At 28.9% G+C, this 14,892-nt stretch carries 17 protein-coding genes; 8 read left to right on the forward strand and 9 right to left on the reverse strand.

Translation table 11 applies throughout. The annotated features are described in order from the left end of the window. The first annotated feature begins 67 nt into the window (after window positions 1-67). A complete protein-coding gene (gene dut, locus AC28QF_RS10585; protein WP_488201738.1) occupies window positions 68-499 on the forward strand; it encodes a dUTP diphosphatase in 432 nt (143 codons plus the stop codon). Here dut and AC28QF_RS10590 read toward each other — a convergent pair. Next, a complete protein-coding gene (locus AC28QF_RS10590) occupies window positions 496-1,035 on the reverse strand; it encodes a GNAT family N-acetyltransferase (protein ID WP_488201737.1) in 540 nt (179 codons plus the stop codon). The genes dut and AC28QF_RS10590 overlap by 4 nt on opposite strands. Window positions 1,036-1,170: 135 nt before the next feature. Continuing rightward, the gene (gene recA / locus AC28QF_RS10595; RefSeq protein ID WP_488201736.1) at window positions 1,171-2,178 is read right to left on the reverse strand and encodes a recombinase RecA; all 1,008 of its coding nucleotides are present in this window, start codon (window positions 2,176-2,178) and stop codon (window positions 1,171-1,173) included. A 116-nt stretch (window positions 2,179-2,294) separates the two neighbouring features. Here recA and AC28QF_RS10600 point away from each other — a divergent pair, with 116 nt between their 5' ends. Next, window positions 2,295-3,086: an aldose 1-epimerase gene (locus AC28QF_RS10600; RefSeq protein WP_488201735.1), complete on the forward strand. Its 792-nt coding sequence runs from the start codon at window positions 2,295-2,297 to the stop codon at window positions 3,084-3,086. Window positions 3,087-3,088: 2 nt separating this feature from the next. After that, on the forward strand, window positions 3,089-3,658 hold the full coding sequence (locus tag AC28QF_RS10605; RefSeq protein ID WP_488201734.1) for a pseudouridine synthase: 570 nt from the start codon (window positions 3,089-3,091) through the stop codon (window positions 3,656-3,658). Between the two features lie 8 nt (window positions 3,659-3,666). On the opposite strand, the gene AC28QF_RS10610 is transcribed toward AC28QF_RS10605, so the two are convergent. From AC28QF_RS10610 to AC28QF_RS10625, 4 genes are all read right to left on the reverse strand, one after another. Next, entirely contained in the window at window positions 3,667-4,107 is a 441-nt protein-coding gene (locus AC28QF_RS10610; RefSeq protein WP_488201733.1) for a GNAT family N-acetyltransferase, read from the reverse strand. Next, window positions 4,107-4,541, reverse strand: coding sequence for a ribose 5-phosphate isomerase B (gene rpiB, locus AC28QF_RS10615; protein WP_488201732.1), 435 nt, complete (start codon window positions 4,539-4,541; stop codon window positions 4,107-4,109). The genes AC28QF_RS10610 and rpiB overlap by 1 nt, the downstream gene beginning before the upstream one ends. Window positions 4,542-5,202: 661 nt before the next feature. Beyond that, window positions 5,203-5,370, reverse strand: coding sequence for a hypothetical protein (locus AC28QF_RS10620; protein WP_488201731.1), 168 nt, complete (start codon window positions 5,368-5,370; stop codon window positions 5,203-5,205). A 74-nt stretch (window positions 5,371-5,444) separates the two neighbouring features. Next, the gene (locus tag AC28QF_RS10625; protein WP_488201730.1) at window positions 5,445-6,356 is read right to left on the reverse strand and encodes a diacylglycerol/lipid kinase family protein; all 912 of its coding nucleotides are present in this window, start codon (window positions 6,354-6,356) and stop codon (window positions 5,445-5,447) included. 111 nt (window positions 6,357-6,467) lie between these two features. Between AC28QF_RS10625 and rnr the strand changes: the two genes are divergently transcribed. From rnr to AC28QF_RS10640, 3 genes are all read left to right on the forward strand, one after another. Further along, window positions 6,468-8,684, forward strand: coding sequence for a ribonuclease R (gene rnr / locus AC28QF_RS10630; protein WP_488201729.1), 2,217 nt, complete (start codon window positions 6,468-6,470; stop codon window positions 8,682-8,684). A gap of 91 nt (window positions 8,685-8,775) precedes the next feature. Continuing rightward, window positions 8,776-9,453 carry a head GIN domain-containing protein gene (locus AC28QF_RS10635; protein WP_488201728.1) on the forward strand — a complete coding sequence of 226 codons (678 nt, stop codon included), beginning with the start codon at window positions 8,776-8,778 and terminating at the stop codon, window positions 9,451-9,453. Window positions 9,454-9,488: 35 nt separating this feature from the next. Beyond that, the gene (locus AC28QF_RS10640) at window positions 9,489-9,680 is read left to right on the forward strand and encodes a Sec-independent protein translocase subunit TatA/TatB (RefSeq protein WP_488201727.1); all 192 of its coding nucleotides are present in this window, start codon (window positions 9,489-9,491) and stop codon (window positions 9,678-9,680) included. 64 nt (window positions 9,681-9,744) lie between these two features. On the opposite strand, the gene AC28QF_RS10645 is transcribed toward AC28QF_RS10640, so the two are convergent. Next, the gene (locus AC28QF_RS10645) at window positions 9,745-10,668 is read right to left on the reverse strand and encodes an SPFH domain-containing protein (RefSeq protein WP_488201726.1); all 924 of its coding nucleotides are present in this window, start codon (window positions 10,666-10,668) and stop codon (window positions 9,745-9,747) included. A 128-nt stretch (window positions 10,669-10,796) separates the two neighbouring features. Here AC28QF_RS10645 and AC28QF_RS10650 point away from each other — a divergent pair, with 128 nt between their 5' ends. Both AC28QF_RS10650 and AC28QF_RS10655 read left to right on the forward strand, forming a co-directional pair. Beyond that, complete coding sequence (locus AC28QF_RS10650) at window positions 10,797-11,195, forward strand: DoxX family protein (RefSeq protein ID WP_488201725.1); 399 nt, start codon at window positions 10,797-10,799, stop codon at window positions 11,193-11,195. An 89-nt stretch (window positions 11,196-11,284) separates the two neighbouring features. Beyond that, window positions 11,285-11,869: a porin family protein gene (locus AC28QF_RS10655; protein WP_488201724.1), complete on the forward strand. Its 585-nt coding sequence runs from the start codon at window positions 11,285-11,287 to the stop codon at window positions 11,867-11,869. A gap of 149 nt (window positions 11,870-12,018) precedes the next feature. On the opposite strand, the gene AC28QF_RS10660 is transcribed toward AC28QF_RS10655, so the two are convergent. Next, window positions 12,019-12,876 carry a class I SAM-dependent methyltransferase gene (locus tag AC28QF_RS10660; RefSeq protein WP_488201723.1) on the reverse strand — a complete coding sequence of 286 codons (858 nt, stop codon included), beginning with the start codon at window positions 12,874-12,876 and terminating at the stop codon, window positions 12,019-12,021. A 117-nt stretch (window positions 12,877-12,993) separates the two neighbouring features. Next, a complete protein-coding gene (gene mnmG / locus AC28QF_RS10665; RefSeq protein WP_488201856.1) occupies window positions 12,994-14,871 on the reverse strand; it encodes a tRNA uridine-5-carboxymethylaminomethyl(34) synthesis enzyme MnmG in 1,878 nt (625 codons plus the stop codon). Between the last annotated feature and the right edge of the window lie 21 nt (window positions 14,872-14,892).

Genomic DNA, 14,892 nt, shown 5'->3' on the forward strand with positions numbered 1-14,892 from the left:
TAATAAATCTATAGGCTTCTTCTAAAAGTTAAGGGTATTATATTTGAATTTTGAAAAACTAAACATCATGAATGTACAAATAATAAACAAATCTAAACACCAAACTCCTGCATATGAAACCGAAGGTTCTGCCGGAATGGATTTACGTGCTAATTTAAATGAACCTGTAGTTTTAAAACCTTTAGAAAGAGCGATTATAAAAACTGGTTTATTTATTGCTTTACCTAATGGTTTTGAAGCGCAAGTTCGTCCGCGAAGCGGATTGGCAGCTAAAAAAGGTATTACTGTGTTAAATACTCCTGGAACTGTTGATGCTGATTACCGTGGGGAAATTGGGGTTATTTTAGTAAACCTATCTAACGAAGATTTCGTGGTAAATGATGGTGAGCGTATTGCACAATTAGTAATTGCAAAACACGAACGTGTAAACTGGCAAGAAGTTACTGTTTTAAATAAAACAGAACGTGGTGCTGGTGGTTTTGGTAGTACAGGAGTTTAAGTTATTCTTTTATAAAGTTGACTCATTTTACGAATCTCATCGTATAATAATTCAAAGTCTAAAAAACAATGTGAGTTGTATTTGTATCCAAGTTTTTTATAAAACTCGAAAGCTTGTGGTTTCGCATCCATAGCATCTAACCAAATAAGATCATATTGTTTTTTAATGACTTGTGCTTCTAACCAATTCAATAATTTTTCACCAATTCCATTTCCTTGTGTTTTTGGATGTAAATAAATGCGATGTAACTTTACACTTTTTTGATCAACAAAATCAGCTAGTTGCTCATTCCAAACAATTCTAAAATTACCTATTATTTCATTTTTAAATAACACCAAATAATTCTGAGAATTTAAGTCTAAAAGTTCAGAACTTAATTTTTCTTTAGAATATTGCGTATTCACATACCAATCTCCACCATCTTTCCAAAAATGGCTATAAGCTGGCGGATAAATTTCTTTCATTAATGTAAAAAGAGCTTCTAAATCGGTATTCAAAATTTCTTTTAGTTGTATATTTTCTGTGATGTTTATCATTTTTACTATAAAAATACTTACAAGTATACCTTCTTTTTGATTAGTGAAATATTAGGATTTAATATATTATAATCTCAAAAAAAAGCTGTTGATTTCTCAACAGCTTTTAATTATATAAACCTTTTAATTTAAAACTTATTCTTGATTTTCAATAGCATCTTTTATTTTACCTTCAAGTTCGTCCATTAATTCAGGATTATCTTTAATTAGGCTTTTAACAGCATCTCTACCCTGACCTAATTTGGTGTCTCCATAGCTAAACCATGAACCACTTTTCTTTATAATTCCGTATTCTACACCAATATCTAAAACCTCACCAACTTTTGATATTCCTTTACCATACATAATATCAAACTCTGCAATTTGAAATGGTGGTGCTACTTTATTCTTTACTACTTTTACTTTGGTACTGTTACCAATAACTCTATCGCCATCTTTAATTTGTGTTCTACGACGAATATCTAAACGAACAGATGCATAAAATTTTAATGCATTACCACCCGTTGTAGTTTCTGGGTTACCGAACATTACACCAATTTTTTCGCGTAACTGGTTAATAAATATAACAGTACATTTTGTTTTACTAATAGTACCTGTTAATTTACGCAATGCTTGCGACATTAAACGGGCATGTAATCCCATTTTAGAATCTCCCATTTCACCTTCAATCTCAGATTTTGGTGTTAATGCTGCAACTGAATCAATTACTACAATATCAATAGCTCCTGAACGGATTAAATTATCGGCAATTTCTAATGCTTGCTCACCATGATCTGGTTGAGAAATAATTAAATTATCTGTATCTATTCCTAAGCTTTCTGCATAAAAACGATCAAAAGCGTGTTCTGCATCAATAAAAGCTGCAATACCACCTGCTTTTTGCGCTTCTGCAATTGCATGTAATGTTAAGGTTGTTTTACCTGACGATTCTGGTCCGTATATTTCTATAACTCTTCCACGAGGATATCCACCTACACCTAAAGCTAAATCTAAGCCTAAAGATCCTGATGAAATTGCCTCAATATCTTCAACTTGACTATCTCCTAACTTCATTACCGCTCCTTTTCCGTAAGTTTTATCTAACTTATCAAGGGTAAGTTGCAATGCTTTTAATTTCGCTTCTTTTTCTTTATCTGCTGCCATAAATCGTTCTAATTATATTAAAAATAAGAGTGGCTAAGTTATGAAAAACTCCCTTTATTTTACCATCTTTTTTAGGCTACATTTTGTAATATTGTTTTTTATTAATTTTTACCCAAATGAGTACAACTATTCTTTTAAAAAATGCAAAATGTAACGTTACCATAAGTAAAGGTGAAGTTATTAGTTTTATTGTTGATAACGAAGAAATTATGCATTGTAAAGATGCACCTGGTTGGAATGCTACGGACATTGAAATGTTTCCTATAATTGGGCCTACAAAAATTAATAATTATAGTATTGAAACACCAAATGGTATTGGAAAACAAGATCAGCATGGATTATTAAGAGAACTAAATTATCAACTTATTTCTTCGGATACAACTACCGCTATTTTTGAAAAAAAATATGTAAAAAATACACTCATAAATAATACTAAATTTCCTAAAAAATCTAAGCAAGAAAAATTGTTTTGGCCTTATGATTTTACTTTTAGAAAAATAATTTCACTATCCAAAAACGCTTTAAAAATAGATTTTGAAATTACTTCAGATAAAGGAATGCCTTATATGTTAGGGTATCATCCTAGCTTTAAACTAGCTGGTTTTGATACTGAAATTATAAAAACAGCAGACAAAGAAATTACTTTAAAAGATATTTTAAATGTAGGATCAGCTGCTTATAAGGTTTTAAATACTGATGAAATTATTTTGATAAAAAATGAATTACCTAACGTAGAAATAGCTACCAAAAACTTTAATAATTTTATGTTGTGGACAGAAGTTAACAACATGGTTTGTATAGAACCTATAACTCAATATCCGTTGCTTGAAACTCAAGAGTACTCAGAAAAAAATATGAGAATTAGTACTGGTAAAGAATATTTTTCTGTAACTATTAGTACTTTTTAAATATGGAACACCGACATTTTATAATTCATAAACCGTATGGTTTTCTTTCGCAATTTATTAACAATCAAACAAGAAGAAAGAAAAAATTATTAGGCGAGTTAAATTTTAATTTTCCTGAAGAAACAATGGCAATTGGTCGTTTAGATGTTGCATCTGAAGGCTTGTTATTTTTAACTACCAATGGTAAAGTAAGTGCACAAGTACGCAGTAAAAAAGTAGAAAAAGAATATTATGTTCAAGTAGATGGTCTTATTACGCAAGAAGCTATAGATAAATTAAAAGAAGGTGTAGAAATTGGTTTTGATGGTAAAAAATATATGACTTTACCCGGAAAAGCTTTTTTAATAGATACTCCTAATTTTGATAATAGATCTCAAAAAATTCGTGATGAACGTCATGGCCCAACAAGTTGGGTATCTATTGTAATAACAGAAGGTAAATTTAGGCAAGTTCGTAAAATGACAGCCGCTGTTGGTTTTCCTACATTACGTTTAGTTAGAGTGCGTATTGGGGATATTTTATTAAATAATATGAAACCTGGTGCTGTAATTGAGGTTACTGAATTGATATAGCTTAGCTATTAAGCTCTCACCATTTTAATATGCGGAATTCCGTCTTCTAAATACCCTTCACCTACTTGTTTAAAACCGTGAGATTCGTAAAATTTTTGTAAATAAGTTTGTGCCGAAATTGTAATTATTCTTTCTTCGTAGTTATTAACAATAGCTTGTATTGATGCTTTTATTAAATCGTGTCCGTAGCCAAATTTACGTTCGGTATCTTTTACAATTACTCTACCAATACTAGGAGTATCAAAATATTGCTTACTATCAAACAAACGAGTGTACGCTATTATTTTATCATCTTTTAAACCTAAAACATGCAATGCTTTTTGGTCTTTAAAATCAATATCTTGATATACACAATCTTGTTCTACCACAAAAACTTCAGAACGTAATTGAAGTATTTCATACAGTTCTGAAGTTGTTAATTCTTGAAATTTTTTTATTTTAAAATCCATTAACAATTATTAGCTATTTTATTAACTCTATCTGCGTGACGTCCTCCTTCAAATTCTGTACTTAAAAACAACTTTACAAAACCCAATGCTTGTTGTAATGATACAAAACGAGCCGGAATCGTTAAAATATTAGCATTATTATGTTGGCGCGTTAATATTACCAATTCATTATTCCAACATAAAGCAGCACGAACACCTTGGTGTTTATTAGCTGTCATTTGAGCACCATTACCACTACCACATAAAATAATACCCATTTCAGCTTGTTCAGTTTCTACAGCTTCTGCTGTTGGATGAATAGCATCAGGATAATCCATACTATTAGTATCATTAGTACCAAAATTAATAACCTTATGTCCTAATTCTTCTAAAAGAGTAATAATTTCGAATTTATATTCGGTACCTGCATGGTCATTTCCGATGGCAATTGTCATAATTTGTTGATTTTAATTTAGTTGTGTGTTACAAAAATACAGATATTCAGGGTTATCAACAGTAATTAACAATGCTTTTTTAAGTATTCTTAATAAGTGCTTAATTTTTAAGTACTTGAATAGTGTTAACTAATTGTTAAGAAGTAATTGTAGATTTTAAAAAGTTTATTTTATTTATTACATTTTTTTTACAATACAAGAACTACTATTACATACACAACTTTTTTTATGAGTTTCTAGTAAACATTTATCAACATAAAATTAACCTGTTGTTTACAATGTAAATAGAATTAAGTATTCATAATTAACAGTGAATAGTTGTTTATAAGTTTTGTTAATAACTATGTTTTCTAGTTGATTTTAAACATTTTATTAAGCTAATAACATGTTTATTTTATTTAATAACTGATACTCACAAAATTTCAATCATTTATTTATGCCACATATTAACACACTATAATAACAATCATTTCTTTTTTTAAATTTTAAAAATTCTTTATATATTATATTATATATGTTAATAACCTTAAATTTAAAAAAATGTGAGTTTTGAAATTGTTTAAAATTGAGGATGTGTTTATTTAAAAGAATAAATTTCTTTTAAAATAATATATAAAACTAGTGATGTTGATAAATAAGAATAAAATAGAAAAAGTACTTACTAAACTGTTCTACTCCCTTTTTTTATAAGATAGATAGTGTCTTTAGCCTTAACTAAATCTGTAGTAGGTTTTTCATTTAAAGTAGTATTAATACTTATTACGGTAACTATAATACCTGTAACAAATATGAATATAAATAAACCTATTATTTTACGTAAGTTTTTCATTATTAGTAACTTCTTACTATAAAGACGTAATAATTTATGAAATGTTACAATTTTATTAAGATTTTTTTAACTTTTTAAGAAATTATAAATTGTATAGCTTTCGGTAATATAGTTGCAGTCACTTTTCCGGTGCCTATTAATTCCCCATCTGCCTGTATAAACGGAGGTTTTTTAAGTGAAGACGGAGTTATTAACAAAGTACTAGATAATTGTGTTTCTACCTTTTTATGATTTACAATTAAGCCGTTATATAATTTTTTAATATTTACAATTAAATCTAAAAGAGATAAATTTTTAGCAATTGTTATATCAAATAACCCATCTTTAGTATATTTATAATCAGTTAATTGCATTCCACCTGCTGAATATTTACAAATTCCGAATAAAGTCATTAAGCATTTTGTTTCAATTACTTTAGTATTAACTTCAATAGTAAAAGTAGTTTTTTTGTAAAATAATAAACCCGCAATGCCACTTAAAAGATAGGCTAAAGGCCCGAATTTTTTAAGTTTATTCAACTTATTTACAACATAGCCGTCATAACCAATTCCTGCAACATTATTAAAAAAAGCGGTAGTATTTTCTAGTTCTAAATAACCAATATCTTGTAAAATAGTTTTTCGTTGGTAAATTAAATCTATGGCTAATTTTATGTTATTTGGTATGTTATAAGTCTTAATCCAATCGTTTCCTGTACCTAAAGGAATCACTCCCACTGTAATATCAGAAGTTTTTACATATCTTTGCGTCATAATTCCGTTTACTACATGATGTAGTGTACCATCTCCACCAACGGAAATAATATTTCTATAACCTTGTTGAATAGCAGTGTGTACAAGTTCAATTTCGTGTTTAGAATACGCTGTAAAAGCATAAGAAAAATCGATATTTCTTTCGTTTAACAATTGCTCAATTTCTTTCCAATTTTTAGAAAGTTTTTTATTTCCTGAAAAAGGATTTGCAATAACAAACCAAGAATGTATCATAAAAATAAAATATAATAAAGCCAAAATACAAAATAGATTGGTAACACTTATTTAATAAAGAAAATCTAAATTTATTTGTACTTTGGTAACAATAAAACAAGCAGAAGATTAATGACTGGAAAGAAAAAAATATACAAGAAAAAAGGTAGAGTAATAAAAGACTTAACCAGAAATATATTTAAAATTTTAAACGAAGACAATTCAAAAATATATAACCATAAGCAGATAGCTGCAAAAATGGGAATTTCTGATACTGATGGAAAAACGCAAGTACTAAAAAAATTAGCGGAACTTACCGGAAATAAGAAAATTAAAGAAATAGATAGAGGTAAATATAAAATTAATGAAGATCGTAAATATTATATTGGTACGTTAGATTTAACATCTAATGGAAATGGGTATTTTATGTCGGATGATTTTGAGAACGATATATTTATTCCATCAATAAATTTAGGAAAAGGATTACATCAAGATACGGTTAAAGCTTACGTTTATCAAAAACGTAGATCTAATAAATATGAAGCTGAAGTAGTAGAAATTATCGAACGTAAAAAAACTGAGTTTGTTGGTGTTTTACAGATGAATAAAAACTTCGGATTTGTAATACCAGACAGCCAAAAAATGTCTGCAGATTTATTTATTGCTCAAAATAAAATAAACGGCGCAAAAGATGGCGATAAAGTGGTTGTGCAAATGATCGATTGGCCAGAAAATTCTAAAAATCCGTTTGGTAAAATAACGCAAGTTCTAGGAAAACCTGGTGAACATGAAACCGAAATACATTCTATTTTACTAGAATATGGTTTACCATACGAATTTGAAGAAGCCGTAGAAAAAGAAGCTGAGAATTTACCAATAGAGATTACAGAAGCTGAAATTGCTAAGCGTCGTGATATGCGTAAAGATTTAACCTTTACAATAGATCCGAAGGATGCAAAAGATTTTGATGATGCATTGTCATTTACAAAATTAGAAAATGGTAATTACGAAATAGGAATTCACATTGCTGATGTTTCTCATTATTTACAACCAAAAACTATTTTAGATGATGAAGCATATGATCGTGCAACATCAGTTTATTTAGTAGACAGAGTGGTACCAATGTTACCAGAAATGTTAAGTAACGGAGTTTGTTCTTTAAGACCAAATGAAGAAAAATTAACATTTTCTGCTGTTTTTGAAATGAACGATAAAACGCAAATTGTAAATCAATGGTTTGGTAGAACAGTTACCTATTCAGATCAACGTTTTGCGTATGAAGAAGCACAATCAATTATAGAAAATTGTACACTTTCTGATACTGTTGCGCCGTATACAATGCCGCTTGATATTTCTATCATAGATAAAGAATATGAAGTAACACCAGAAATTGTAGAAGCTACCCTAAAACTAGATCAATTGGCTAAAAAATTACGTAAGAAACGTATGAAAGCTGGTGCAATATCTTTTGATAGAGTAGAAGTTAAATTCGATTTAGATGAAAAGTCAAACCCAGTAGGTGTTTTCTTTAAAGAATCTAAAGATGCTAATAAATTAATTGAAGAATTTATGTTATTAGCAAACCGAAAAGTAGCTGAATTCATTGGTTTTTCTAAAGGTAAAGAAACAAAAAATACGTTTATTTACCGTACACACGATGAACCAAATATTGATAAATTAGCCTCTTTACAGAACATTATTAATAAATTTGGTTATAAAATTGATACTGAAACTAAAGAAAAAACATCACAATCTTTAAATAAGTTATTAGCTGATGTTCAGGGAAAAGGAGAAGCCAATATGGTAGAAACTTTAGCAATCCGTTCTATGAGTAAAGCAGCTTATACCACTCAAAATATTGGGCATTATGGTTTAGCTTTCGATTATTATTCTCACTTTACTTCACCAATTCGTCGTTATCCAGATGTGATGACTCACCGTTTATTACAACATTATTTAGATGGCGGAAAGTCTCCAAAAGCAGAAGATTACGAAGTAAAATGTAAACATTCTTCACAAATGGAAGAAATGGCTGCAAAAGCCGAGCGATCTAGCATAAAATACATGCAGATTAAATATATGAAAGACCATCAAGATGAAGAATTTGAAGGTGTAATTTCTGGTGTAACCGAATGGGGAATTTACGTAGAAATTACTGCTAACAAGTGTGAAGGAATGGTTAGAATTAGAGATATAAAAGATGACTACTATATTTTTGATGAAAAGCAATATGCTATTGTAGGGCAATCTTCAAAAAATATAATTCAATTAGGAGATAAAGTTGTTGTTAAAGTTAAAAACACCGATTTAGAACGTAAACATTTAGATTTTCATTTAATTTCGCATTAAACTTTTATTGTTGTCACAATAAATTTTAATATTCGTCTTTATAGTATTGGTATAATTATTGGTTATACTTAAGTAACTAACAAAATTTATAATGAAAAAAATAACGTTTTTATGTTTGTTCTTGTTGCCTTTTTTAACAGCAGCACAAACTACGATAACAAAGAAATTAGGAGAGTTCTCTACAATAAAAGTATACAATGGTATCGATTTAGAATTGATTAAATCTGATGAAAATAAAATTATTGTTACAGGAGAGAAAGCTGATAAAGTAAGTATTAAAAATAAAGATAATACCTTAAAAGTTTCTTTAAGTTTTCCTGAAACAACGGCAGATGGTAAAGTAAAAATTACACTTTATTATGTATCATTATTAGAAACTATTGATGCTAATGAAGGTGCTACTATAACAGGTAAAAAGATTGAACAATCACAAATTGAAATTAAAGCTCAAGAAGGCGCTTTTATTAATATGGTGGTAGATGTTAAGCATCTTAAGGTAAAAAGCATCTCAGGTGCCGTTATTAAGCTTTCTGGTACAACAAAAAATCAAACTGTAGAAGCAAGTTTAGGAGGTATTTATCATGGATACAAATTAATTGTAAGTGATTTAAATTATGTTCGTGCAGGTTCTGGATCAAAAGTAGAAGTGCAAGCTGGTGAAACATTAGATGCTAAAGTTTCTTTTGGTGGTTCTATTTTTTATAAAGGAACTCCAGAAGTTTTTAAAGATAAAAAAGTAATTGGTGGAGTAATTGAACAGAGAAGTTAATTTAGTATCTTTGTAATGTTTAAAAATTAGAACAAATGAATTCACTTACTATATTTTTAGGAATGATAGGACCATGGCAAATAGCCATTGTAGTTGCCTTAGTATTATTAATGTTTGGTGGTAAAAAAATACCAGAATTAATGAGAGGTTTAGGAACAGGTATTAAAGAGTTTAAATCTGCTACTAAAGAAGATGAAGAAGAAAACAAAGTAGAAGAAAAGAAATAATCTATTACTTTTTATTTATAAATATAAAAGCTCGATTTGTTTAAACAAATCGAGCTTTTTTTATCTAATTAAGTTTTTTAGGCTTCGGATTTTTCATTGCTTCACCAATTTGGTTACTAGCTGTAAAACTTGCTACCATATCGTTTAACATCTGACTTCCTGCTTGTGGCGAATTCGGTAACAAAATTAAATTACTATTTGTTTGTTGCCCTATTGCTTGTAAAGTATCATAATGCTGAGTTACTACAATTAATGCAGATGCCTCTTGGCTATTTATACCAACCTTATTTAATACCTCTACAGACTCTTCTAAACCACGTGCAATTTCTCTTCGTTGATCTGCAATTCCTTGTCCTTGTAAACGTTTACTTTCAGCTTCAGCCTTTGCTCTTTCAACAATTAAAATACGTTGTGCATCTCCTTCATATTGTGCAGCAGTTTTTTCTCTATCCGCGGCATTAATTCTATTCATTGCTTCTTTTACTTGTGCATCAGGATCAATATCTGTTACTAAGGTTTTAATAATATCATAACCATACGTCATCATTGCTTCGTTTAATTCAGACTTTACGGCAATAGCAATATCATCTTTCTTTAAGAAAACATCATCTAATATCATTTTAGGTACTTCTGCACGAACAACATCAAATACATAAGAAGTAATTTGATCGTGAGGATAATCTAACTTATAAAAAGCATCTTCTACTTTTTCTTTTATTACCATATATTGAACAGAAACTTTTAGTTTAACAAATACATTATCTAATGTTTTTGTTTCTATAATAACATCTAATTGCTGAATTTTTAAACTTAATTTCCCTGAAATTCTATCTACCAAAGGAATTTTTAAATGTAAACCAGATTGACGGATGCTGTGAAATTTACCAAAACGCTCAATAATTGCGGCAGTTTGTTGTTTTACCGTAAAAAATGAAGCAAACAATAATATAAGACCAATAAATACAATTGGATAATAATAAATAGGCATAGTTTTTAATTTTTAAATAGTTAGTTTTTGTTAAAGATACAATAATATCTACTTTATTTATTTGACTCTATTTTTATAAAACGTTACAACTTTTGTTTTTAAAGTTATATTTGCTAAAAATCAATTATATGGAACTTATTCAACAAAATGCAACAGAAATTTTAATTCTACTTTTTTTAATCGTTACCTTCTTACAATCGGGTATTGATAAAGTTACAGATTGGAATGGTAATGTAACTTTTATAAAAGAACATTTTAAAAATTCACCTTTCAAAAACATGGTACCGTTATTATTAGTTATCATTTTGGTTATGGAATTAATTGCGGGTGCTTTTATGTTTATCGGAGTATTTAATCTAATAACTACTGGTGATACAGCCTTAGCTTTATTAGGAGTACAAATTGCTGCCTTATCTTTAATTTTCCTTTTAATAGGACAACGTTTAGCAAAAGATTACGCAGGTGCAATGACATTAGCAATTTATTTTTTAATTACGATTGCCGGTATGTATTTATTAAATAGCTAAAAATTATATGAGTTAATATTTATTTTTTTCAAGCTAATACAGTGTTTATAGTTGCTATAAATTTGCATTGAACTTAAAAATTATTTACTATGAAAATTAAATTAGCATTACTAGCTTTAATTATAACAGCAACAATCCAAGCCCAAAATTTTGGAATTAAAGGTGGATTAAATCTATCTAATCTTACAAATTTTGATAAATCATTTGAAGATGAAGTAGAATCAGAAAGTATTAGAACTTCATTTCATATCGGTTTTTATAATGAATTTAAAGTTACAGACCGTTTTAGTATTCAACCAGAGATTTTATATTCTTCTCAAGGTGTAAATAATGAGGCTAATGGTATTGATGGTAAAGTGCAGTTAGATTATATTAACATACCTGTTATGTTAAAATTTTATTTAGCGGATTCGTTTTATTTAGAAGCTGGTCCACAAATAGGTTTTTTAGTAAATGATGAAATAGAAGTAGGTGCTATAAATTTTTCTGACAATGAAGACATTTTTAATAAGGTAGATTATTCTTTAGATCTTGGTTTAGGTTTTAAAATATCAGAAAACGTTTCTTTAAATGCTAGATACGGTTTTGGACTTAACGGAATTTTTGATAGCTCAGAAAATGATAACAATCCAAAAAATAGTGTATTTGCAGCTTCAATAGCATTTGGACTATAATAAATTTTAATTATTATATTATATTTTAATATAATTTTTACTGATAAAAAACCTCTTAAAATATTCATTTTAAGAGGTTTTTTTATATTAGGTAATGTAATCGTGTATTTTATGATTTTAAATAGGTTAAAACGATATTAAAAATCGTTTTAGCTGTTTTTTATGATATAAATCAAGGAAGAATATTCACCATTTCCTTTTGCTTTTAAATTTGATCTTAAACCAGTAAGAAAAGCATGAATTGGTCTTGATTTTTTTGATTTGTATTTTTCTGATAAAAGCGAAACATAAAAAGCATCAAACTTCATTGGAAGTATTTTTTCTACGGTCATTTCAATATCAGAAAATAATTTTTTTATTGATGTTTTAGAAAAATGCCATAAATGCCTCGGAACATCATAAGCTGCCCAAAATTCTTTATAACGGTTGGCATCATAACTTTTAAAATTAGGAACTGCAATTATTAAAACACCATTTGGTTTTAATAATTTTTTTAATTGATTCGTATATTCTATTAAATTAGGTATATGTTCTAAAACATGCCAAAGTGTAATTACATCAAATTGTTTTCCTTCATAGTCAGAAATATCATTTTTAAGGCTGATGTTTTTTTGTGCTGCAAATTTTCTGGCCTTATCAGAAGGTTCTATTCCACTAACTTGCCAATTATTATTTTTACATACTTTTAAAAAATCACCTGTCCCCGCACCTACATCTAAAATCGTTTTATCTTTTGTATTAAAAGAATTTATCAATTTTAGTTTTTGATTTAATGTATAGTTTTTTACTAATTGATATACGCTGTCAAAAATTGTTTTCTTACTATCGGTATGAGAAATGTATGAATCGCTTTCATAATAGCTTTCTAAATTTACCGGTACTGGCGATGTAACAAGCATATCATATTCCTTGTTATACATTACTTCGTAACTCTCATCAGAAACAGTATAATCTATACAGTTTAATAACGGTGTTAGATTTTTGTAAAGGTTTTTTTCTGTATTCAATTTCTTCTATTTTATTATGTTCCATGTGGAACATGATGTAATATTATTGCAATATTACGTAAAAAAGAAAAACGTTCCACATGGAACGTTTTTCTTTTTATTATTAAATTAATCTTATTATCTACCCATGTAAACTAAAAGTATTGAAATATCACTTGGTGATACTCCACTTATTCTACTTGCCTGAGATATAGAAGAAGGTTGTATTTTATTTAATTTTTCTTTGGCTTCAATAGATAATGAATGCACTTTGTTATAATCAAAATTAGATGGAATAACTACATTTTCTAATCTATTTAGTTTATCAGCATTACTTTTTTCTTTATCAATATATCCAGAATATTTTAAATGAATTTCGGTTTGCTGTATAACATCGTCCTTCATTTGGTTATCAGATATATATTCAGATAGTTTTTTAATACTATAAAAATCTTTTAAATTTAGTTGAGGACGTGTTGCTATCTTTATTAACTTCATTGTTTGGTTAACAACTGATAACCCTTTAGCTTCTAAAATCGGATTGATATCTTCTTTCTTTACACTAAAGTTTGTTATAAAGTGAATCAATTTTTCCGTCTTCTCCTTTTTCTCTATTACTCTTTCTAATCTTTCATTACAAGCCAATCCTAATTTATGACCAATTGGAGTTAATCTTAAATCGGCATTATCTTGTCTTAATAAAGTTCTGTATTCAGCACGAGAAGTAAACATTCTATATGGTTCTTCTGTTCCTTTGGTAATTAAGTCATCAATTAAAACACCTATATAGGCTTCACTTCTTTTTAAGATAAAAGGTTCTTTTTCTTGAGTTTTTAACGCGGCATTTACACCAGCCATTAAACCTTGTGCAGCAGCTTCTTCGTAACCTGTTGTTCCGTTTATTTGGCCAGCAAAGAATAAATTCTCAATAAGTTTGGTTTCTAGATTATGTTTTAATTGTGTTGGCTGAAAGAAATCATATTCAATTGCATATCCAAAACGTAAAAACTTTACATTTTCAAATCCTGGTATATGACGAATTGCTTCATCTTGCACATCTTCTGGCATAGAAGTAGAGAATCCGTTTACATAAATTTCAACAGTATTCCATCCTTCTGGTTCAACAAAAACTTGATGACGATCTTTATCTGCAAAACGATCAATCTTATCTTCTACTGATGGACAATAACGTGGTCCAGTAGATTTAATTCTACCATTAAACATCGGCGAACGATCAAAACCGGCACGTAGAATATCGTGTACTTTTTGATTCGTGTGTGTTAAATAACAAGAACGTTGTTCTACAAGTTTTTCGGTAATTGGTAAATAAGAAAACTTCTCTGGGTTTTCATCACCAGGTTGTTCCGTCATCTTTGAGAAATCTAAAGAACGAGCATCAACTCTTGGAGGAGTTCCTGTTTTCATTCTTCCTGATTCAAATCCTTTAGCAACTAAATCTTCTGTTATTCCTGTAGAAGCTCCTTCACCTGCTCTACCACCACCAAATGTTTTTTCACCTATGTGAATCAATCCGTTTAAAAAAGTACCTGCAGTAATAATAACAGTTTTAGCTTTTATTTCTAATCCTAAAGCTGTTTTTACACCAACTATTTTTTTGTCATCAAAAATTAATCCGTTAACAGAGTCCTGATAAAAATCCAAATTATCAGTTTTCTCTAACATGTTTCTCCAACACTCCGCAAATTGCATTCTGTCTGATTGTGCTCTAGGACTCCACATTGCAGGTCCTTTCGATTTATTAAGCATCTTAAACTGAATAGCAGTCTTATCGGTTACAATAGCACTGTAACCACCTAATGCATCAATTTCGCGAACTATTTGTCCTTTAGCAATACCACCCATAGCAGGGTTACAACTCATTTGAGCTATATTCTGAAGGTTCATTGTTATTAATAATGTATGTGCGCCCATGTTGGCACTTGCTGCTGCAGCTTCACTACCAGCGTGTCCACCACCTACTACAATTACATCGTATGTTGTATTAAATAAACTCATTTTTATATGCTGTTCCACGTG

It is taken from the genome of Tenacibaculum sp. M1.3A, from assembly GCF_057732375.1.